Raw genomic sequence first — 22,411 nt, 5'->3', positions numbered from 1 at the left:
TTATTCACCTGTTTCCATTAAACGGAGCAGACGCTGTATGCTATCCTGCATCGTTACTTTTTCTTCTGTCCCCTGTTTCAAAAATGAGATGATTTCCGGGTAGAGGCTGACAGCCTGGTCAATATCCCTTGACGTCCCTTTTTTATAGGCTCCTATATTGATAAGATCTTCGGAGTTTATATAAGTGCTCAGTCGTTCGCGCAGAATTTCTGCGCTTTTCTTATGTTCATGCGGAACGATATTATTCATCACCCTGCTGACGCTTTTTAATACATTGATGGCCGGGTACTGCCCTTTGTTGGCAAGCGCCCTGTCAAGGACAAAGTGCCCGTCAAGTATTCCCCTTACCGTATCTGCGATTGGTTCGTTCATATCATCTCCGTCGACCAGCACCGTGTAAAAGGCTGTGATCGACCCTTTATGGTTCGTCCCTGTACGTTCAAGCAGCTTTGGCAGCACCGCGAATACAGACGGCGTATAGCCTTTCGTGGTCGGAGGCTCTCCTATGGCAAGGCCGACCTCCCTCTGCGCCATTGCTACCCGTGTAACAGAATCCATCATTAACACGACATTCAAGCCTTTATCCCGGAAATATTCTGCAATGGCGGTGGCTGTATATGCTCCCTTTATCCTCATAAGTGCAGGCTGGTCGGACGTAGCGGCAATGACGATGGACCTTTTAAGGCCCTCTTCGCCAAGGTCATTCTCGATGAATTCCCTGACTTCCCTGCCGCGCTCGCCTATGAGCGCTATGACATTCAGGTCCGCCTTTGTATTTCTTGCGACCATTCCCAGCAGTGTACTCTTGCCGACGCCGCTCCCTGCAAATATGCCTACACGCTGGCCGTAGCCGACTGTAAGAAGGCTGTCAATCGTCCTTACACCTACCTCTACCGGTGCAGAGATGGGCGGCCGGCTCATCGGGTTAGGCGGGTCCTGTTCAGTCGGAACAGATGCCAGCCCCTTTGGCAAAGCCTTCCCGTCAAGCGGATGCCCCAGTGCATCTATGACCTCGCCAATAAGGGAAGTGCCGATTTTGATTTCCAAAGGCTTTAAAGTCGCTTCCACCAGGCTTCCCGGAGCTATTTCACTTATGGCTGTATAAGGCATCAGAATTACATTCTCTTCTTTAAAGCCTACAACCTCGGCCATAATCTTCCGCTTTTTCCCTGAACCCACATGGATGATGCAGACATCCCCGATGGAGCTTTCAGGCCCCTGGGACTCAATCATCAGCCCTACTACTTTTTTTACTTTTCCATAGCGTTTATACGTATCAATCTGCCCGATCTCGTTAATTAGATCTTCAGCCTTCAACTGTCTTCACTCTCCAGCAGTTCAATCAGCTTCCTTTTCATTACTTCAAGCTGGCTGTCAACACCGGCATTTATCCTTCCGCCGGGAGATTCAATGAAGCAGCTGTCCTCTTTAAGCTCTTCGTCAGGGTAAATATAAAGATTAGTCTCCCTTGGATAAAGGGCCAGCAGTTCATCCTTATGCTCAAGCAGGAAGCTGTAGCGGCTGGGATGGACATGGAGCTGGACTTCCCGGTATTCCCTCGACTCCTTAAGGGCTCTTTTGACAACCGGCAGGAATTTGCTGCTGTCTTCTTCCAGCACCCCGCTGAGTATCCTCTCAGCTACTTTGATGCCAATGTCAAGGATAGTTCCTTCTGAAGATTCTATCGTTTTCTGATAGTCAGCCTTGGATGTCTCTACAATATCTTTTGCAAAACCAATCGTTTCACTGAACTCCATAAAGCCAGATTGCCTTCCCTCCGCCAGGCCCTCCTGGAAGCCCTCATGCCTCGCTGACTCTCTTGCCTCTTCTTTCTCCTGCTCGAATCGAATCCGCTCCTGTTCTATATGCTCAAGGAGCTGCCGGGATTCTTCATTCGCCTGCTGAATGATGGCCTCTGCTTCCCTGCGGGCCTCATCTATAAGCAGCTGCTGATTGAATGGCGCTTCTTCCTGCATCTCGGCAGCAGGCAAATCCTGATTCAGCTGCTTAATGGATATGACTTTTTTCTGCAGTTCTGAAGGCTGGGCCCAGTGTGACTTGATCAGCCTAGACAATGATATCATCCCCTCCGCCGCGGGCTACGACGATTTCCCCGGCTTCTTCAAGACGGCGGATAATGGCCACGATCCTTGATTGGGCTTCTTCTACATCTCTCAGCCTGACAGGACCCATATATTCCATTTCCTCCTTGAAGGTTTCAACCATCCTGGTGGACATGTTTTTAAAGACAATGTCTTTGACGTCATCACTGGAGACCTTCAATGAAAGCATCAGGTCTTCACTCTCACAGTCCCTGATCACCCGCTGGATTGCTCGGCTGTCAAGGGTGACAATATCCTCGAATACAAACATTCTCTTCTTGATCTCCTCTGCAAGTTCAGGATCCTGGATTTCAAGAGCGTCCAGGATTGTCCGCTCTGTTGTTCTGTCTACGCCGTTAAGAACATCAACAACCGCTTCAATACCGCCGGTTTGCGTATAATCCTGGGTCACTGTTGCAGAAAGCTTCCGTTCAAGAATCTGCTCAACTTCATTGATGATCTCAGGTGAAGTACTGTCCATCACCGCTATCCTTCTGGCAATATCCGCCTGCATCTCCTGCGGCAGCTCAGACAATATCTGCCCAGCCTGGGGAGGATCCAGATAGGAAAGAATCAGCGAGATTGTCTGTGGATGCTCATTCTGGATAAAATTAAGGATTTGCGCCGGATCTGCCTTCCTGGCAAAATCAAATGGCCGGACCTGAAGGGATGAGGTCAGCCTGTTAATGATCAGGGCTGCCTGTTCCTCTCCTAACGCTTTTTCCAGAACCGTTTTTGCGTAGCCGATGCCTCCCTGGGAGATATAATCCTGCGCCAGGGCAATATTATGGAATTCTTCAAGAATTTCCTCCTTGGAATGGGACTCGACCTTTCTTACCCCTGAGATCTCAAGAGTCAGCTTTTCTACTTCTTCTTCACTTAAATGCTTGTACACCGAAGCGGCCACATCAGGTCCAAGTGAGATCAGCAGTATGGCTGCTTTTTGCTTTCCCGTTAATTCTTTCAATTCTTTTTTTGCCAATTAAAAACCCTCCTAGTCTTCTGCAATCCATGACCGCAGAAGCTTCGCAAAGTCCTCCGGTTTTTCTTTTGCCATCTTTTCAAGCTGCTTCCTTCTCAGGCTGCTTTCTGTTTCCTGTTCTTCGTTCACATCTTTGATGGTGACGGGTTCAAGCTGTTCTTCAAGTTCTGCCTGCTCTTCCTGGCTCTTCCTCCTCGCCCTGATAAACAGGAACACCAGAAGAAGGATGATTGCAACCAGAACACCGCCAATGGCGTATACCCACCAAGGAATAACGGCGGCACTTTCTTCAGGGAATTCAGTTTTGCCCTGGAACTGCTGAACAGATACAACCACTTTGTCAGCAATATCTTCATCGGTAAGCTCTGCACCAGCAGCTTTCTTATCGATCGTGGTCCTGACAATGGTGCTGAGAATCTGTGTAATATCATCGACCCGCTCCTGCGGAAGAGAAGTCGGATCGTCAGCCGTCGGCGGCTCTACCATAACCTGAATGCCGAGATCCCTTACCTTATAAGGGCTTTCTACAATTTCTTTCCGGATTTTATTCACTTCATTATTGATCGTTTCTTCAATCCGCTCGTAATCCCCATTTGAGCCTTCAGCTGCTCCAGGATAATTAGTAATCTCATTATCACCGGTGCCTGCAATACCGCCTGCTTCTTCCGCGCTTCCAGTAAAGGTTTCAGTGATTTTCTTGGCGCTGATCGCAATGCCTTCCATATTTTCTTCATCTACAGGAGTAACCAGGTTTTCTTCCCTGTTTTCCTGGGTAAAGTCTATATCAGCAGAAACGGAAACCACCACTTTTTCCGGGCCCATCAGCGTACTGAGCATGCTTTGGACCTGGCGCTGGACATCTCTCTCAATCTGTTTTTTCACGTCAAGCTGGGCCGTGATCGTTTTGCCTGAAGTATTATTGCTGTTTTCCAGATCAAAATATTCAAAGAATTGGTTCGTCACGACGATATTGTCTGTAGGAAGGTTAGGAACACTTTTGGAAATCAGATGGTACAGGGATTTGATCTGTTCAGTTTCGAACTGATACCCCGGCTTTGTATTCAAAACGATGCTGGCCGATGCTTCTTCTGTCTGGTCATTTATAAAAATTCCCTTTTCAGGAAGATTGATCATGACTTTGGCATCGTTGACACCTTCTATCCCTTTTATCAGATTGGACAGCTCTGTCTGCATAGCATCCAGCTTCAGGACGTTGAATTCATTTTCAGTCATTCCTATCCCGGCATTCTGGCTGAAAAATGAATAATCAATGCTGCCCGATTTCGGGATGCCTTCTGCGGCAAGCTCTACCTTCAAAGTATCCACAACTTCCTCTGGAACCATGATAGTTGAGCCCCCATCGGCGATTTCGGAAGCAATCCCTCTTCCGTCCAAACTTTCCTTTATTGCCCCTGTTTCAGAAGGTGACAGATTGCTGTATAAAGGAACCATTGTTGTCCTCCCTGCCAGGAGTACAGCAGCGGAAGCAATCAATATGAGCAAAATAAGAGAGCCAGCCATCAGCCCCTTCTGCTTCTTAGTCCGGCTCTGCCAAAATTCTTTTAATGGGTTGAAAAATTTTTGAAGCTTTTCTTTCATCACAATCCCCCGGTTATCCTGTCTAGCAAGCCGCAGCTAATAACCGCTAAACATCATAATCTTTATTCAGCAATCTATTAAACCTGCATTCTCATGGTTTCCTGATATGCCTCTATCACTTTATTCCTGACTTCAAGCGCAGCCTGCATGGTAATGCTGGCTTTCTGCGAAGCAATCATCACTTCGTGCAGGCCGACATCTTCTCCCCGGGCAAGCTTTTCTGTCATAACATCAGATTGCAGCTGGGAGCTGTTAATATTATCAATTGATTGCTTAAGCATTGAAGCAAAGCTTTTTTGTCCTTCTGCCGCGCTTCCGGCAGCCTGTCCTGTAATCTTCGCTGGCTGCATGATGCTTGAAACAGGCGAAAAAGATATATTATTCATTATCTAGTCTCCTTTATTTTCCTATCTCCAAGGCTTTCATCATCATGCTTTTGGAAGCATTGAATACTGTGACGTTTGCCTCGTAAGAACGTGTTGCGCTTATCAGGTCCACCATTTCTCTCAGGGGATCCACATTCGGCATCTGTACATAGCCTGCTTCATTTGCATCAGGATGACTTGGGTCATAAACAAGCTTGAACGGAGTCTGATCTTCCCGGATTTCTGATACACGCACGCCGCTGCCTTCGCTTCCCGCATTCATAGCTGTATTCAGGAATGAAGAAAAGTTTTTTTCCTGCGGCTGCAGCACAACTTCTTTCCTTGCATAAGGCTGCCACTCGCCATTGACAAGCTTCCCCCTGGTCGAATCAACGTTTGCCATATTTGACGAAATGACGTCCATCCTCAGCCTTTGGGCTGTCAGGGCAGAGGACGTTGTATTCATGCTATGAAACATGCTCATGATTATCTTCCACCTCTTATTACATTCTGAAGACTCGTGAATTTCCCGCTGATCCTTTCAACCAGTGCGTTATAGTATATCTGGTTCTCTGCCAGCTCTGACATTTCTTTATCCATATCCACATTATTGCCATTATGATTAAAGTCCGTATTTTTTTTGATGATGACTCCAGACTGCCCGCTGCCTTCAGCACTGAAGCTGTAATGGCGGACATCCGTCCGTTTCGCCTCTATCCCGCCTGTGGCCATTTCTGACTGAAGAACAGACTTAAAGCTTACATCCTTTGCTTTATAGTTCGGGGTGTCTGCATTCGCAATATTCTGCGCTACGACTTTTTGTTTCAAGGACGCTTGATTTAAAGAAGTTTCAAGTGTCGATATAGTATTAGAAAAAATATTCAATTTCAGCACCTGCCAGCATAAAGTAGAAAAAATGTTATTTCTTGTTGAATTTTGATGATAATAGGCGAATTTTCAATCTTAATCACTATTGTAATGAATTTGAAATAATATGTCTATGAACTTAAAGTTAAAATTAATAATTCATAAGTCCTATTTTAAGGAATCATTCTTTGGAACGAACAAAATCCTTTTTTATGCAGAAACCTTTGTCCTTTCTTGCTTTTTTTCCTTGCAGACCGCGGTTTATTAATCAAAATCATAGAGCCGGGCTATTAGGTCTTTTAACCCACTAATTTTTTTTGCATCTCTCGCCTTTTAGCTAAAATATGACTTTTATCATTATCAAGATATAATAATATTTCTATGATTTACCAGGCTTTTCCGAAAGGTTATGTAAAATTCCCGTAACATCCGTAACAATTTATCCCTTAAGTCAAAACCAGAACCCCATAAAAAAAACCTGTTTCTAAAGAAACAGGTTTTTTGGGATATCATCAGCTTGTTTTCAGTTTTTCCAGTTCAACGAGGAATTTATCGTTAAGAACTTTAATATAAGTTCCCTTCATCCCAAGTGAACGCGATTCAATAACTCCCGCACTTTCCAGCTTTCTCAATGCGTTTACGATGACAGAACGCGTAATTCCGACTCTGTCGGCAATTTTAGAAGCAACAAGCAGGCCTTCTTTGCCATTAAGCTCTTCAAAGATATGCTCAATTGCTTCCAGCTCGCTGTATGAAAGGGAGCTGATGGCCATTTGCACGACAGCCTTGCTGCGGGCTTCTTCTTCGATTTCCTCCGCTTTTTCACGCAGGATCTCCATACCGACAACTGTTGCTCCGTATTCGCCAAGAATCAGATCATCATCATGGAATTGTTCCTGAAGCCTTGCAAGGATCAGCGTGCCAAGGCGCTCTCCGCCCCCGATGATAGGTACGATAGTTGTCAGACCGTTCTTGAACAGCTCCCTGTTTTCAACAGGAAATGCTGTATAATCGCTTTCCACATCAAGATTTGATGATGTTTCCTGGATATTGAACAGGCTCTTGGTGTATTCTTCAGGGAATTGCCTGTCTTCAAGCATTTTTTTCATGCGCTCATTTTCGATCTGCTGGTTCACTGCAAAGCCAAGCAGCTTTCCGCGGCGGCTTACCACAAAGATATTCGCTTCGATCACTTCACTCAGTGTCTCGGACATTTCTTTGAAGTTTACCGGTTTTCCGGCAGCTTTCTGCAGCATTGCATTAATTTTTCTAGTTTTCGTTAATAAATCCATTGTTCTTCCTCCTATTGGCTGTGACACACTGCTTATTAATTGATATAGCCTGTGTTCATCCCTTAGTGGCATTGGTACGTATGTGTTTGTTGTACCCTAACACCTTTTTGTTAAAACTATAAGATAAACTGGCTCAGGTCTTTATTGCGGGAGATGGCACCAAGTTTTTCCTCTACATATTGAGGGGTGATGGTCACCTTGCCCATTGAAATTTCCGGTGCTTCGAAGGACAGATCCTCAAGCAGCTTCTCAAGGATTGTATGAAGTCTTCTTGCGCCGATATTGTCTGTATTCTGATTAACCTCGTATGCCACTTCAGCGATTCTACGAATAGCATCGTCAGAAAATTCAATTTGTATACCTTCTGTTTCCAATAATGCTGTATATTGTTTTGTCAGGGCATTATCAGGCTCAACCAGGATTTTATAAAAATCTTCTATTGTCAGCTTTGTCAGCTCTACCCGGATCGGAAACCTTCCCTGAAGCTCCGGGATCAAGTCAGACGGCTTGGCGATATGGAATGCCCCTGCTGCCATGAAAAGCACATGATCTGTTTTGACGGAGCCGTATTTTGTTACGACTGTTGAGCCTTCAACAATAGGAAGGATATCACGCTGTACGCCTTCCCTTGATACGTCGGCATTTGATCCCCCGCTTGATTTGCTGGCGATCTTATCAATTTCGTCAATGAATATGATGCCGCTCTGCTCTGCCCTGAAGACAGCCTCCTGTGTCACTTCATCCATATCGATAAGCTTCTGGGCTTCTTCATTCGACAGGACTTTGCGCGCTTCCCGGACAGTCAGCTTGCGCTTCTTCCTTTTCTTTGGCATAAGGCCGCTCAGTGCATCCTGCATGTTCATGCCCATCTGCTCCATCCCGGAGCCTTGAAGCATATCAAACATGGACGGCTGCTGCTCTTCGACCTCGACAGTGATCAATTCATTTTCAAGCTCGCCCATAGCCAGCTTTTCCCTGGCTATTTTCCGTTTTTCTGAAAGGCTGTAGTCCTCCGCCGTTTCGTTTTCCTGCTCCTGCTGGCCGCTTCCCCCGCCAAACAGCATTTCCAGCGGATTTTTGTAGGAAGCAGCTTTTTTGCCGGAAGGGACCAGCATATCTACAATGCGGCGATTCGCATTCTCTTCTGCCCTTTCTTTCACACTTTGCATCTTTTCTTCCTTCACAAGGCGGACCGATGTCTCCACCAGATCACGCACCATAGACTCTACATCACGGCCGACATAGCCGACTTCCGTAAATTTCGTCGCTTCGACCTTAACAAATGGAGCACCGACAAGCTTAGCCATCCTGCGGGCAATTTCCGTCTTCCCTACACCGGTGGGTCCGATCATCAGGATATTTTTCGGGCTGATTTCATCGCGGATAGCTTCCTCGAGCAGACCGCGGCGATAGCGGTTCCTTAAAGCAACTGCCACTGCTTTCTTTGCATCTTTCTGTCCAATGATATATTGGTCAAGCCGTTCAACAATTTGTCTGGGTGTTAAATTTGTACTTAAGCTCATATTCAGCACTCCTTTGTATTAGCCGGCCAAGACAAGCAAGCCTATGGCATCAGCCTCAAATTTCAGGCGCCCTCCCCTTGCATACGGACTATCCGCTGCCGGGGAGCAGCCTTCTACAGCTCTTCCACTATTATATTTTCGTTCGTATATACACAGATTTCAGCTGCGACCTCAAGCGATGACCTGGCAATTTCCTTAGCTGTCAGGTGGTCCCCTGCGTATTTTTTCAGGGACCTTCCCGCAGCCAATGCATAATTGCCGCCTGACCCGATTGCCAATATCCCGTCATCAGGTTCAATCACTTCCCCTGTCCCGGAAATGAGAAGAAGATCTGATTCATTCATGACGATGAGCATGGCTTCAAGTTTTCTCAGGACCTTATCGCTTCTCCACTCTTTCGCAAGCTCAACGGCCGCCCTCTGCAGGTTGCCATTATACTCCTCAAGCCTGCTTTCAAACAATTCGAACAGGGTGAATGCATCCGCAACCGATCCTGCGAAGCCTGCAATCACCTTTCCATTGAACAATTTCCTGACTTTTCTTGCTGTATGCTTCATGACGACGGCATTTCCAAATGTGACCTGGCCATCCCCGGCCATGGCGCACTTCCCGTTATGCTGTACGGCAAAAATAGTTGTAGCATGAAATTGAGACATTGATTATTCCTCCTTTTGGAGCTTATGCCCGCGGGTGGGTGTTCAAATAGGTTTTGCGCAAATATTCATTTGTAACATGTGTATATACCTGGGTGGATGAAAGGAAGGCATGCCCCAGGAGCTCCTGTACAGTCCTCATATCAGCACCATTTGACAAAAGGTGCGTAGCAAAGGAGTGCCGAAGCATGTGCGGGTGAATAGTGCCTTCCAAAGAAGATTTCTGGATCATTTTATTTAATATTTCCCGGATGCCCCTCGGTGTAAGGGGACCGCCCCGGAAATTGACAAATAGTCTGTCGTGGCTTTCCCTGCCTGTTAAAAGTTCTTTCCTGCCTTCAGTTATGTATAGCTCCAGAGCATCCTGCGCGAAGCTTCCGAAAGGGATATATCTGTCCTTCTGCCCCTTCCCGTGCACAAGCACAGTCGATAAAGCCATATCGATGTCCTTCAGGCTGATCTGGCTGCATTCACTGACTCGCATGCCTGTGGCATACAGCAGTTCCAGGAGAGCCTTATTCCTTTTGCCAAGGGGGCTATCTGTTTCACAGCTTTCAAAAAGGCAGTTCAGCTCTTCTTCATAAAAAAATTCAGGCAGCCTTTTTTCCAGCTTCGGGAGCGAAACGGCAGAAAACGGATTGTCATTTGCCAGTTTCTCTCTTGCCAGAAACTTATAGAAGCTCCTGAGACTGGATATTTTGCGGGCTGCCGATTTCCTGGAAAGCTTTTGATCGTATAACTTGGTCAAATAAAGCCTGACATCAAAATATTCTACATCATTAACTGATTGAATGGCTTGTTCAGACATGAACAAGAAAAATTCTTTAATATCATGCTGGTAGTGTTCAATAGTATATTGTGAATAATTTCTTTCTATTTGTAAATATTCAATAAATGATTGTAACGAATCGTTCACATTTGGGCTCAAAATGATTCACCTCACAAGAGCTACTAAATAGTATCACAATTTAATAGCTCGTGCAATAAAATTTACATATTTTTCATAAAGTTCTGAATTGTTTCCAATGCTCTGTTAGCATGCTGCTCATTGCGCTCCTGTTTGCCTTTGATCTTAACCGGCAGTTCAGGGAACAGGCCGAAGTTGGCATTCATCGGCTGGAAGTTCTTTGAGTTTGTTGTCGTGATATATCTTGCCATGCTGCCGATGGCCGTTTCATGAGGGAATTCCAGGAGTTCTTTGCCCTCTGAGAGCCTCGCTGCGTTAATGCCTGCGATTAGGCCGCTTGCTGCTGATTCCACATATCCTTCCACACCTGTCATCTGCCCGGCAAAGAACAGGCCTTCACGGTTCCTGAATTGATAAGTTGCCTCCAGCACTTTCGGCGAGTTGATGAAAGTGTTGCGGTGCATGACGCCATACCGTACAATCTCTGCTTCTTCCAATCCCGGTATCAGTCTCAGCACTTCCTTTTGCGGGCCCCATTTCAGATGCGTTTGGAAACCTACTATATTATAAAGAGTTCCTGCCGCATCATCCTGCCTCAGCTGGACAACTGCATATGGGCGCTTGCCTGTCCGCGGATCTTCCAGGCCTACAGGCTTCATCGGCCCAAACAGCATTGTTTTCTTTCCTCTGTTTGCCATAACCTCAATCGGCATGCAGCCTTCAAAGAAAATTTCCTTTTCGAATTCTTTCAATGGAACCGTCTCAGCACTGATAAGGGCGTTATAGAATGTTTCAAATTCTTCTTCCGTCATCGGGCAGTTGATATAAGCCGCTTCTCCCTTATCATATCTTGATTTAAGGTAAGCCTTCTCCATATTGATGCTGTCTTTTTCAATGATAGGCGCTGCTGCATCATAAAAATATAAATGATCTTCGCCTGTCAGCTCCTTCAGCTGCTTGGACAGTGACTCACTCGTTAGAGGACCAGTTGCAATGACAGTGATCCCCTCTGGAATTTCAGTCACCTCTTCATTCATCACAGTTACATTAGGATGGTTCCTGACCTGCTCTGTCACCCTGCCGGCAAACTCATGGCGGTCGACAGCCAAGGCTCCCCCAGCCGGTACAGCACATGCATCAGCAGACTGGATGATAACTGAGTCAAGCATCCTCATTTCCTCTTTCAGCACGCCGACTGCGTTTGTCAGGTTATTTGCCCGCAGTGAATTGCTGCAGACAAGCTCGGCAAATTTATCAGTATGGTGGGCAGGGGTCTGTTTTACAGGCCTCATTTCATACAAATTTACCTTTATTCCCCTTTTGGCGATCTGCCAGGCTGCTTCACTTCCGGCAAGCCCCGCCCCGATAACATTGATTACTGCTTCTTTCATTTTACGAACCTCCAGGTATACTTATGAATAGTTAAGCTGGTTTATTGATCCAGCTGGATTTCTTATCTCTTTCACAGGCCTGTCCAATCTTTAATTTTGTTCCCAAAACAGACGGCATTCATTCATATCCAATCTGCATTGTACAATACGTATGAAAAATAAAAAAGTTTCAAGGCTTACTCTGCCACATTTTTCCGCAAAACAGAAAAGAGTGAGCATAAAGCCCACCCTTAGCCTTGCTTTTCTTCCTTATAGTCACATTCAATGCATTGAACCTGGACGCCTTTTTTAAGTTTTTTCTCAACCAGGACATTATCGCATTTCGGACACTGTCTGGCAAGCGGCTTATCCCATGAGATGAATTCGCATTCCGGGAACCGGTCGCAGCCATAGAAGATGCGGCGTTTTTTACTTTTTCTTTCTATTATATTCCCTTCCTTGCAGTTCGGGCATTTCACACCGATTTCTTTCACAATCGCTTTTGTGTTCCTGCACTCAGGGAAATTGGAGCAAGCCATAAATTTGCCGTAGCGGCCCATTTTAAAGACCATTTCGTGGCCGCAGTTTTCACAATCTTCTCCTGCCGGCTCATCCTTGATTTCTACTTCCTGCATTTCTTTTTCAGCTATGGCGAGGTGCTTTTCAAAATCTTTATAAAATTCTTCTATAATACTTTTCCAATTCTCTTTGCCATCTTCAACGTCATCGAGATCCTGCTCCATCTTGGCTGTAAACTCAACATCCAGTATTTCAGGGAAAAACTCCAGAATCAGTTCCAGGACTATTTCTCCCAGTTCTGTAGGAATGAAGCGTTTGTTATCAAGCGCTACATAGCCGCGCTTCTGGATCGTGTCCAATGTCGGGGCGAAGGTTGATGGCCTTCCAATCCCTAGCTCCTCAAGCGTCTTGACCAGCCTTGCCTCTGTATAGCGCGGAGGCGGCTGGGTGAAATGCTGCTTCGGCTCGATATCCTTCTTTAAGACCTCGTCGCCTTCCTTCAAATCAGGAAGCATTTTATCCTTTTCCTCAGCCTGGTCGTCGCTGCCTTCAACGTAGACTTTCATAAAGCCCGGGAATTTCACTTTAGAACCGGTTGCCCGGAAGACAACCTCCCCGTTCTTCAAGTCCACGCTCATTGTATCCATGATTGCTGATGCCATCTGGCTTGCCACGAATCTTTCCCATATCAGTTTATACAGGCGGAGCTGGTCCCTTGATAAAAACTCTTTAAGGCCTGCCGGCTCGCGCAGGGTGCTTGTCGGCCTGATGGCTTCGTGCGCATCCTGTGCATTGGATTTCTTCGTTTCTTTCTTCTTCTCTCCAGGAAGATAATCCTTGCCATAAGACTCTGTGATGTATCCTGCCGCTTCGGTCTGTGCGATTTCAGATATCCGGGTCGAGTCTGTCCTCATATATGTGATGAGACCGACTGTCCCTTCTGAACCAAGGTCAATGCCCTCATACAGCTGCTGGGCAAGCATCATCGTCTTCTTGGCCCTGAAGTTTAATTTCCTGGCTGCCTCCTGCTGAAGGGAAGATGTTGTGAAGGGAGCAGCAGGATTCCGTTTCCGTTCCTTTTTCGAGACGGAGGCAACAGTGAACTTGTTCCCCTTCATCATACCAAGGATCTTTTTTACATCCTGTTCTGATTTCAAATCCGTCTTCTTTCCCTGCGCACTGTAGAAGGACGCTTCGAACACGGACTTTCCTTTCAGGAATTCGCCATCGATCGACCAGTATTCTTCAGGGACAAAGTCTTTGATTTCCTTTTCCCGGTCGATGATCAGCCGGACTGCCACTGACTGAACCCTTCCGGCGCTCAATCCTTTTTTCACTTTCTTCCATAATAACGGGCTTATATTATAGCCAACGAGCCTGTCCAGGATCCTGCGCGCCTGCTGGGCATCCACCAGATCCATATTGATTGGCCGCGGAGTTTTAAAAGATTCTTTGATGGCATCCTTTGTGATTTCATTGAAAACCACACGGCAGTCAGAATGGACATCCATGTCCAGGCTGTGCGCCAAATGCCAGGCAATGGCTTCCCCTTCGCGATCGGGGTCAGCTGCGAGATAGATTTTCTTGGCTTTCTTTGCAGCTGTTTTAAGCTCTTTTAATACTGGTCCCTTGCCGCGTATCGTGATGTATTTTGGTTCAAAACGGTTTTCAACATCTACGCCCATCTGGCTTTTCGGGAGATCCCTAATATGCCCCATGGATGCTCTTACTTTATATTTTTTTCCAAGGTATCTTTCAATAGTCTTCGCCTTCGCCGGCGACTCTACGATTACTAAATAATCTGCCATTAAACATCCTCCTTAAGAGGGATAAGATTGGCCGCCTGCTGTCTTTTGTGTTCAGGCGGCGCTGGTTTTATTTTTTTTTGTCAGTTATTCTGCAGAAGCTCAGCAGCTGCAGATTTCAATTTTAAATATTTTTTATCCTGCAATCCTGCAGGGGAGAAATATTCCATTATTATTGTCCATGCTGACATTGATTGTCAAATCTCTGATAGCAGCATGTATTGAAGTCCAAACTTACTTGCGTGACTCGCAAACGGTTTCAACCTGTTTTGCAGCCTTTACATTGCGTCTGTTGCACAATGTATAACAGATTTTAAATAATTTCAACCTTTTTGACATAAATTTTCTAATTTCAGACTATTTCAGCGAAAATGGACTGTGATGAATTATACAATTCAAAAGCATACTTTTATGCCTTTTTCTAAAAAATTCTTTGTTCAAGACAACCGCTTTTTTCTTAAAAATTCAGTTCTTCAAGGATTTCACTTGCATTCGCAATCAGCTTTGCACCCTGCTGGATCAATTCATTTGTTCCTGCGGATGCAGGGCTGAAAATGCTTCCCGGCAAAGCAAACACATCCCTGCCCTCGTTCACGGCAAAGTTTGCCGTAATCAGCGACCCGCTCTTGCTTTTTGCTTCTATTATAAAGGTCCCTTGTGAAAGCCCGCTGATGATTCTGTTCCTCATTGGGAACTGCCATCTGTCCGGTCTCACATCAGGCGGATATTCAGAAATGACAAGCTGATCCTCCATCATCCTTTTGGCCAGCTGTTCATTAGATTTTGGGTAAATATGATTTAGGCCGCCAGCAATGACACCGATTGTCCGGCCGCCGAGAGAAATGGCTGCTTCATGAGCCTCGGCATCCGCTCCCGCTGCCAGTCCGCTTACGATGAGGACACCCTTTTCCATCAGCCCTGGAAAAACTTTTCTGATAGCGCTTCTGCCGTATCCTGTTATCTGCCTGGAGCCCACGACAGCAAGCTTTGGATCTATATGCAAAAAACTGATGTCACCTTTTGCATATATGACCCATGGAGGCTGATAAATTTCCTTAAGAAGCGGGGGATATTCCGGGTCAAATATTGTGATAGAGTTAATCCCATTTTTCTCGTATTGTCTGATTTTCTCTATCGTTTTCTCCAGGCTGCTTTTATTCGGGAATAGGAGTTTATGGTCTCTTTCAGAGAAGGCTGCCGAAAGGGAGGTTTTCATGTGGGGATCTTTCTTTAGGTAATGATAAATGCTGCTCCAGGAACTTCTGTGGTGGAGGGAGATGAATTTAAGCTTGAATTCGTCCATTTGCGGACCTCCTGATAGGATTTTTATTGGGTGAGGGAGTTAGAAGAAGGAGAAATAGTCCCCTTGAAGCAAGGGGACCGGAAAATCTAATCTATAGGTTTAGTGCGTTTTGCATTCGTCGTAAAGGCCTTTTTCTTTCAGGACCTTAATCAGGGTTTCACCCATTACGGACGGAGTGTCAGCAACCTGGATTCCGCATTCGTTCATAACACGGATTTTTTCATCAGCAGTTCCTTTTCCTCCTGAGATGATGGCGCCGGCATGGCCCATGCGCTTCCCTGGAGGTGCTGTACGGCCGCCGATAAAGCCGACTACAGGCTTCGTCATATTAGCTTTTACCCATTCAGCCGCTTCTTCTTCAGCCGTTCCGCCGATTTCACCGATCATGATGACCGCTTTTGTTTCCGGATCTTCATTGAATGCTTTTAAAACATCGATGAAGTTTGTTCCGTTGACCGGGTCTCCGCCGATTCCTACTGCAGTGGACTGGCCGATTCCAGCCTGTGTAAGCTGGTGGACAGCTTCATAAGTCAATGTACCTGAGCGGGATACTACGCCAACATGCCCTTTTGTATGGATGTATCCTGGCATGATCCCGATTTTGCACTCATCAGGCGTAATGACGCCAGGGCAGTTAGGGCCGACCAGGCGGGTCTTCTTCCCTTCCATATAACGCTTCACTTTAACCATATCAAGAACAGGAATATGCTCTGTAATACAGATGGCCAGGTCAAGCTCTGCATCAACCGCCTCAAGGATGGCATCTGCAGCAAAAGCAGCCGGAACATAAATGACAGAGGCAGTAGCACCTGTTTCTTTAACAGCTTCCTGAACTGTATTGAATACAGGTACTCCTTCCACTTCCATGCCGCCCTTGCCTGGAGTTGTGCCCCCGACGATTTGTGTGCCGTATTCCAGCATCTGCTTTGTATGGAAAAGGGCAGTTGAACCTGTAATCCCTTGAACTATTACTTTTGTATCTTTATTAATGAATACACTCACGTCAAATTCCCCTTTCTTAACCTACTAGTGAAACGATTTTTTCTGCCCCGTCACTCATGGAATCCGCTGCAATAATATCAATATCGGATTCTGCGAGAATCTTTTTGCCAAGGTCTACGTTCGTGCCTTCAAGGCGTACAACAAGCGGCACTTTCAGGCCAACCTGCTTTGCAGCCTCAACAACGCCTTCTGCAATAACATCGCATTTCATGATGCCGCCGAAGATGTTGACAAAGATTCCTTTTACATTCGGATCAGAAAGGATGATTTTGAATGCTTCCGTTACTTTCTCTGCTGTTGCACCGCCCCCAACATCAAGGAAGTTGGCTGGGTCGCCGCCGTAATGCTTGACAATATCCATCGTCGCCATTGCCAGGCCTGCACCGTTGACCATGCATCCGATGTTTCCGTCAAGGGAAATGTAGCTCAGGTCATACTTTGAAGCTTCGATTTCTTTTGGATCTTCTTCTTCCAGATCGCGGTACTCAAGAATATCTTTTTGGCGGTAAAGCGCATTTGAATCGAAATTCAATTTTGCATCAAGCGCCATTACCTTGCCGTCGCCAGTGACAACAAGCGGATTGATTTCTGCAATAGAGCAGTCCTTCTCAATATAAGCATTATAAAGCGCGAGCATGAACTTTGCTGCCTGGTTGACAAGCTTGCCCGGGATATTGATATTGAAAGCGATGCGGCGCGCCTGGAAAGCTGTCAGGCCGATGACCGGATCGATTTCTTCCTTGAAAATCTTTTCTGGTGTTTTTTCAGCAACTTCTTCGATTTCTGTGCCGCCTTCTTCAGATGCCATCAGCACTACGCGGGAAGTTGCACGGTCAAGCACAAGGCCGACATAATATTCTTTCTGGATATCACAGCCTTCTTCAATAAGGAGGCGCTTTACTTCTTTCCCTTCAGGGCCTGTCTGGTGCGTGACCAATGTTTTCCCCAGGATTTCAGATGCATATGTACGTACTTCATCGAGGTTTTTCGCAACCTTGACGCCGCCCGCTTTTCCGCGTCCGCCGGCATGGATCTGCGCTTTAACTACAACTACCTCTGTGCCAAGTTCTTTGGCTGCTTCTACTGCTTCTTCTACTGTAAAAGCGACCTTTCCATTCGGAACCGTTACCCCGTATTTTCTGAGGACTTCTTTTCCCTGGTACTCATGAATATTCATTTCCCATCCTCCTATCAAACTCTTCAAAAAATAGACTGCGCTTTCATTTTATAAAATGAGTCCAACCTTGTCTACAATTATGACTAAAATATTATATTTCTTTAAAAATTTGAAAATTTGTATCTATAAAAAACCCTGTAAATTAAAGCGTTTTCATTTTTGGGATCAAGAAATTATTTTTGCAGCATAGAAATATATTTAAGAAAATGATGATCATTCACCGTTCGGGCCCGGCCTTTTCCGCCGCTCTCTAAGAGAAAATATAGGACTTAGAAAAGCGTTCTTCCCACAAAATGGCTTTGAATGCACAATACGAAGAAGGACAGGCTATGATCCCTGTCCCCTGCTGTGCTCTCCTGCCCGGCGGTCGGCTTTATAAACAAAGGCGAAAATTTCGGCCACTGCCTGGTACAGCTCCTCCGGGATATTTTCATCTATGTTCAGCTTTCCCAGCAATTCGACCAGCGACGGATCTTCCTGGATCGGAATATTATGCTCTTTCGCTTTTTCAAGGATATTCTCGGCTGTCAGCCCTTTGCCCTTGGCCGTAATCTTCGGGGCCTCATGCCCTTCTTTATAGGATAAGGCGACTGCTTCCTTCCTGATGTTCCGGTCATTCTGTTTCATATCTTAATATCAACTCCGCTGTATTTCCCTGAATCGGACAATGGCCGGTATTGAGTCTGGCCTTTCGAATACGCATGGATCCCGCCGCTTTTTTCAAAGACTACCGAAGAAAGCCGGTAATCCAGCCTTTCCAGGCCTTCCTTCAGACCGCCTATAAAAGGGGCTGCCCATTCCCTGATCCGGCTGTCCCCGTTAAAGACCTTTATCTGCACGATCCTGTTCTGGACCTGGACATCGACTGCCGTTTCCTTTAAATGGTCTAAGTCAAGGTAGAATATGACGCGGCAATAGGCAGGATCGATCTGCCCATCAGACAGCTTCCTTCCGCTCCACTGCATGGTCATTTCCGCTGTCCTGTTCCACAGCGGGACAGGCAGCTGGAATATATACTGCTGCAGCGGCCCAGTTTCCTGGGCTAATAGCTGGTTTCCTGTCAATTTATTCAGCAGCTGTTCTGCTGCCTCTTTGTGCTGGATGGGAGGACCTTCCTCCAGGAATTGCAGAAGCATCATTTTAAGTGATTCATTCTTTAAGCCGCTTTCATCACCGCCCGACAGGAAGCTGAGCACTGCATGGTCATGGGAATAGCCAAGGCTTTTCAGTATGTGCGTCAGCCTTGATTGCAGCAGCCCGTCCCCGGCTCCGGCAGCCGCGGCTGTTTTTGCCGAGATTTCGCCCAGCAGCGCCTGCCTGGCGTCCATACTTTTATCTCCTTGCTCTTCTGGATTCCCTTCAGATAATAGCTGGAGGCTTTCGGACACCTTTTCAAGATCAGGCATTTGCGGATGCAAAATCCGCAGAAGCTGAATTGCATCTGCCGGCTTCATGCCTCTGCTGGCAAGCGCGGAAAAAAGCTGGCCCTTCCATGCTTCCTCAGTTTGTTCCGTCTGCAGAGCACCGGAAGCAGGGCGGCCCGCAGGCTGGTTCTCTCTATTCGAATTTGATAACGAAACATTCTGTGCAGTTTTTGGCCCCTCCGTCCCTTCTCCTGCCCCGGTAAAGGATAAAGGCATATTCCCCTGCAATCTGCCGGCAAAAGCCTTTAAGAGGTCTTCCTGGGAGCCTGCCGGCCTGCCAGCCTGTCCGCCGGCTAGAAGAATCCGCTGAAGCATGTCAGGCTCCTTCAGCCCTTTTGGCAGGGCACCGGCTGCCTCCAGCAGGTGCCTTGCCCCTTCGGCCCGCTTCCCGTCCTGGCTGCCCAGCCATTCTTTCACTAAGAAAGCGAGTGATTCTTCCCCCTGCTTCATCTTCAAGGAAGTACCCAGATCTGCTGCTATATGGAGAAGCGCTTTTCCTGAAGTGCTAACACCAGGCTGATCCAGCAGGTCCACAAGCTCTGTGAGAAGGGCTTGTATCGGCTTTCCACCCTGTGCAGCCATCAATGAATCCAAAACCTTGCCTGATACCGGCAGCTGCCTTGCCAGGGCCTGCTTGATTGCCTCAAGCTGATTCTGTGAAGGACGGCTGCCGCCGAGCCATTCTGCAATCGCGGACAGGCCCTCTTTTGTAATCGGCAGCTGCTCTTTTACCAAAAAAGAAACCATATCAATATTCGTCTTGCCGGCTGCAAGTGCCAGCTTATTAAGCAATACTTCTTCAGCGTTCATTCCCTTTTGTGCTTCAGCCCCAGGAAGAAGCTTCAGTCGCGGAGCCCCATCCCCCGGAAGGACCTGCAGCCAGTACCGCTCATTTACCGATAGTGCTGTTTCAAGCTGCGCTATCACCTTCTGCCCTCCGATCAAGACCTCTGCCGTCTGATTGGGATGAAGCTTGATGACCTTTGCGCTCACGATTTGCCCGGGGTTCAAGGCAAGCGGCTTAGGACCGCCGCTGTTTTTGTTCTGCAGTATTGAACCGACAATATTCAGCGGATCCATTCCTCTTCACCTCTAATACATGCCCTTGATCGGGGCAAAGCTTTTTCGATGTTCATTGATGATCCCGTGCTTTTCAATCGCCTCAAGATGATGCCGGGTGCCGTAGCCCATATTCCGGCCGAAGCCGTAGTGAGGATACAGTTCGTCAAGTTCCCTCATATACCGGTCCCTCGTTACCTTGGCTATAACAGAGGCGGCAGCGATCGTCACACTTTTGCTGTCGCCTTTTATGACTGCCTCTGCCGGATAGGGGACATCCAGATCGACCGCATCTGTCAATAAATAATCCGGGGTGCTGCCCATATCTGCCAAGGCCAGGAGCATTGCTTTCTTTGAAGCTTGAAGGATGTTAATCCGGTCGATTTCCTCCGCCCCGATCCGGCCCACTCCGACAGCAGCGGCGCCGGCCATGATTTCATTATAAAACTCGTCCCTCTTTGCTTCAGACAGCTTCTTGGAGTCATCAAGGCCCGGAAGATAGAATCCTTCCGGCAATATGACTGCTGCTGCGATAACAGGGCCGGCCAGCGGCCCTCTGCCAGCTTCATCCGTACCTGCGATCATCATCCAGCCGCTTTTCTTCAGCCTCCGTTCGTATACGGTCATTTCCTGGTACCGGCCGTAAAGCCTGGCCTCCTCGGCCCTTTGTCTGCCCCATCTCGCTAGCAGCTGCTGTACCCCTTTGCGTCCATCCGATTTAAGCTCTCCCAAGAATGGGTCTTTGTTGTCTTTCAGATCCTTCAGCTTCTCGCTGATTTCACTGATTGTAAGCTGTTTCATTCCATCCACCCTTATGCCGTTATGTAGAAGGAAGGGCCAGTCGCCATGCCAGCCCCTTCCGGATATATATCAAAAAATAAAGGCCCCATGCAGAGGCCTTTATTCATTGCTGCTATTTTATTTTAACATTTTTAAAACGGTATTGCGGACAAAAATAAGACGATTTATTCCGCCGGTCCGCCTTCTGCAAAATCTGACGGGTGTTCGAATGATAAAGGGCCAAGCTTCTCTGTCCGGATTTCCCGGATGATCAGCTCTGCGACTTTATCATAATCGACTTCGCCCCCGCCCATTAAGCAGCCCCTGAGCCTTCCGATTTTATCGAAGGCTTCTACCGCTTCCTCCGGGAATTCTTCAAGGCTGTATCTTTCCAGCAGTCTTTCAGGATAGTGTTTTTCAAGAAACTTCAGTGCATAAATGGCAATGTCATGAAGATTTAATATCGTATCTTTTATCGCACCTGAAAGAGCCAGCTTGAGGCCCACTTCCTGATCTTCAAATTTCGGCCATAAAATCCCCGGTGTATCCAGGAGTTCCATTTCCTTGCCGGCCTTAATCCACTGCTGGGCTTTTGTCACCCCGGGCATATTGCCTGTTTTGGCAATATTTTTCTTTGCAAGGCGGTTGATGAGCGTTGACTTGCCGACATTTGGGATTCCAACGATCATTCCCCTGATTGCCCTTGGCTTTACACCTTTAGCTCTCATCCGGTCAAACTTTTCCTTCAATATTTCCTGTGCTGCAGAGGAGATATCCTTCATGCCGGACCCTGCCTGTGAGTTGATGGCCAGCGCTTTGATCCCTCTATCGCTAAAATATCGGATCCAGGCCCTTGTGGCTTCTTTATCAGCCATATCGGCTTTATTGAGGAGCACAAGCCTCGGTTTATGCTGGATGATTTCGTCGATCATCGGATTTCTTGAAGACTGCGGCAGGCGCGCGTCGACAAGCTCAAAGATTATATCAACTAGCTTCAGTTTTTCTGTGACCTGCCTGCGGGCTTTTGCCATATGCCCTGGAAACCATTGTATTGTCAAGGCTGCCACCCTTTCCTGACTTATAATAATTGCTATTTTACGATGCGGAAGTCCTCAAGGGGCCAATAGATGATATTTGTGTCCCCAAGCACCTTTTCCATCGGGATGGTGCCGATATGGCGGCTGTCCTTGCTGTAGCGCCGGTTATCGCCCATTACGAAGAGATGGCCCTCAGGCACGGTCTCCTGCCCGATTTTATCTTCAAGTGTGAAAGGCTCTGTCAGCGGCCCGTCGATGACCTCTTTCTTGTATTCATCAAGATAAGGCTCCTCGACCGCTTCGCCGTTTACATATAAAATATCATCTTTGTATTCGATCCTGTCACCCGGCAGGCCGATTACCCTTTTTATGTAATCCTTATTTTCCGGGGCGTGGAAGACGATGATGTCAAATCTCTTTGGTTCACCAAGCTTATACGAGAACTTATTCACGATCATCCTGTCCGTATCGTGCAGCGTCGGCATCATCGACAGTCCATCCACCACTATCGGGGCGAATAAGAAATAGCGGATGACGGCCGCAAGGAGCACAGCGATGATCAGCGCCTTTGTCCATTCCCAGAATTCACTTTTGCTCTTTCCCATGTTAGTTCCCACCAATCTCTGCTAAAAAATATAATCCAGC

Annotated in this window: 21 protein-coding genes; all 21 read right to left on the bottom strand. The window is 46.9% G+C overall.

Annotated elements, in window-relative coordinates:
* The gene (gene fliI, locus LCM00_RS14765; protein ID WP_224903465.1) at window positions 1-1,317 is read right to left on the bottom strand and encodes a flagellar protein export ATPase FliI; all 1,317 of its coding nucleotides are present in this window, start codon (window positions 1,315-1,317) and stop codon (window positions 1-3) included.
* Window positions 1,314-2,084, bottom strand: coding sequence for a flagellar assembly protein FliH (gene fliH / locus LCM00_RS14760; RefSeq protein ID WP_224903462.1), 771 nt, complete (start codon window positions 2,082-2,084; stop codon window positions 1,314-1,316). Before fliH ends, fliI begins: the two co-directional genes overlap by 4 nt.
* Complete coding sequence (gene fliG / locus LCM00_RS14755; protein ID WP_009795903.1) at window positions 2,068-3,084, bottom strand: flagellar motor switch protein FliG; 1,017 nt, start codon at window positions 3,082-3,084, stop codon at window positions 2,068-2,070. The genes fliH and fliG overlap by 17 nt, the downstream gene beginning before the upstream one ends.
* Before the next feature lie 12 nt (window positions 3,085-3,096).
* Window positions 3,097-4,683 (bottom strand): flagellar basal-body MS-ring/collar protein FliF, encoded by a 1,587-nt coding sequence (gene fliF / locus LCM00_RS14750; protein WP_224903459.1) that lies wholly within the window; start codon window positions 4,681-4,683, stop codon window positions 3,097-3,099.
* 77 nt (window positions 4,684-4,760) lie between these two features.
* Window positions 4,761-5,069, bottom strand: coding sequence for a flagellar hook-basal body complex protein FliE (fliE, locus tag LCM00_RS14745; protein WP_148975399.1), 309 nt, complete (start codon window positions 5,067-5,069; stop codon window positions 4,761-4,763).
* Window positions 5,070-5,082: 13 nt separating this feature from the next.
* A complete protein-coding gene (flgC, locus tag LCM00_RS14740; protein ID WP_224903456.1) occupies window positions 5,083-5,532 on the bottom strand; it encodes a flagellar basal body rod protein FlgC in 450 nt (149 codons plus the stop codon).
* 2 nt (window positions 5,533-5,534) lie between these two features.
* On the bottom strand, window positions 5,535-5,933 hold the full coding sequence (gene flgB / locus LCM00_RS14735; protein ID WP_224903453.1) for a flagellar basal body rod protein FlgB: 399 nt from the start codon (window positions 5,931-5,933) through the stop codon (window positions 5,535-5,537).
* A 494-nt stretch (window positions 5,934-6,427) separates the two neighbouring features.
* On the bottom strand, window positions 6,428-7,207 hold the full coding sequence (codY, locus tag LCM00_RS14730; protein WP_224903449.1) for a GTP-sensing pleiotropic transcriptional regulator CodY: 780 nt from the start codon (window positions 7,205-7,207) through the stop codon (window positions 6,428-6,430).
* A 116-nt stretch (window positions 7,208-7,323) separates the two neighbouring features.
* Window positions 7,324-8,730 (bottom strand): HslU--HslV peptidase ATPase subunit, encoded by a 1,407-nt coding sequence (gene hslU / locus LCM00_RS14725; protein WP_224903445.1) that lies wholly within the window; start codon window positions 8,728-8,730, stop codon window positions 7,324-7,326.
* A 113-nt stretch (window positions 8,731-8,843) separates the two neighbouring features.
* Window positions 8,844-9,386 carry an ATP-dependent protease subunit HslV gene (gene hslV / locus LCM00_RS14720; RefSeq protein WP_224903442.1) on the bottom strand — a complete coding sequence of 181 codons (543 nt, stop codon included), beginning with the start codon at window positions 9,384-9,386 and terminating at the stop codon, window positions 8,844-8,846.
* Window positions 9,387-9,408: 22 nt separating this feature from the next.
* Entirely contained in the window at window positions 9,409-10,311 is a 903-nt protein-coding gene (gene xerC / locus LCM00_RS14715; protein ID WP_224903436.1) for a tyrosine recombinase XerC, read from the bottom strand.
* A 62-nt stretch (window positions 10,312-10,373) separates the two neighbouring features.
* The gene (gene trmFO / locus LCM00_RS14710; protein WP_224903431.1) at window positions 10,374-11,681 is read right to left on the bottom strand and encodes an FADH(2)-oxidizing methylenetetrahydrofolate--tRNA-(uracil(54)-C(5))-methyltransferase TrmFO; all 1,308 of its coding nucleotides are present in this window, start codon (window positions 11,679-11,681) and stop codon (window positions 10,374-10,376) included.
* 230 nt (window positions 11,682-11,911) lie between these two features.
* The gene (topA, locus tag LCM00_RS14705) at window positions 11,912-13,987 is read right to left on the bottom strand and encodes a type I DNA topoisomerase (protein ID WP_224903427.1); all 2,076 of its coding nucleotides are present in this window, start codon (window positions 13,985-13,987) and stop codon (window positions 11,912-11,914) included.
* 454 nt (window positions 13,988-14,441) lie between these two features.
* A complete protein-coding gene (gene dprA, locus LCM00_RS14700; protein ID WP_224903424.1) occupies window positions 14,442-15,287 on the bottom strand; it encodes a DNA-processing protein DprA in 846 nt (281 codons plus the stop codon).
* Between the two features lie 99 nt (window positions 15,288-15,386).
* Window positions 15,387-16,289, bottom strand: coding sequence for a succinate--CoA ligase subunit alpha (sucD, locus tag LCM00_RS14695; protein WP_224903421.1), 903 nt, complete (start codon window positions 16,287-16,289; stop codon window positions 15,387-15,389).
* A 16-nt stretch (window positions 16,290-16,305) separates the two neighbouring features.
* Window positions 16,306-17,466, bottom strand: coding sequence for an ADP-forming succinate--CoA ligase subunit beta (gene sucC / locus LCM00_RS14690; protein WP_009795918.1), 1,161 nt, complete (start codon window positions 17,464-17,466; stop codon window positions 16,306-16,308).
* A 327-nt stretch (window positions 17,467-17,793) separates the two neighbouring features.
* Window positions 17,794-18,093 (bottom strand): EscU/YscU/HrcU family type III secretion system export apparatus switch protein, encoded by a 300-nt coding sequence (locus LCM00_RS14685; protein ID WP_224903418.1) that lies wholly within the window; start codon window positions 18,091-18,093, stop codon window positions 17,794-17,796.
* On the bottom strand, window positions 18,090-19,970 hold the full coding sequence (locus tag LCM00_RS14680) for a hypothetical protein (protein WP_224903415.1): 1,881 nt from the start codon (window positions 19,968-19,970) through the stop codon (window positions 18,090-18,092). Before LCM00_RS14680 ends, LCM00_RS14685 begins: the two co-directional genes overlap by 4 nt.
* Window positions 19,971-19,982: 12 nt before the next feature.
* Window positions 19,983-20,750, bottom strand: a complete 768-nt coding sequence (locus LCM00_RS14675; protein ID WP_224903412.1) for a ribonuclease HII — start codon at window positions 20,748-20,750, stop codon at window positions 19,983-19,985.
* 164 nt (window positions 20,751-20,914) lie between these two features.
* Entirely contained in the window at window positions 20,915-21,787 is an 873-nt protein-coding gene (gene ylqF / locus LCM00_RS14670) for a ribosome biogenesis GTPase YlqF (protein ID WP_224903410.1), read from the bottom strand.
* Window positions 21,788-21,819: 32 nt separating this feature from the next.
* On the bottom strand, window positions 21,820-22,371 hold the full coding sequence (lepB, locus tag LCM00_RS14665; protein WP_224903407.1) for a signal peptidase I: 552 nt from the start codon (window positions 22,369-22,371) through the stop codon (window positions 21,820-21,822).
* Window positions 22,372-22,411: the final 40 nt, after the last annotated feature.

The sequence above is a fragment of the Bacillus infantis genome (genome assembly GCF_020171945.1).
In the GTDB taxonomy this organism is placed as follows: Bacteria; Bacillota; Bacilli; order Bacillales; family Cytobacillaceae; genus Bacillus_AB; species Bacillus_AB infantis_A.
The sequence above is the reverse complement of the archived record's forward strand: the minus strand, read 5'-3'. Positions and strand labels throughout refer to the sequence as shown.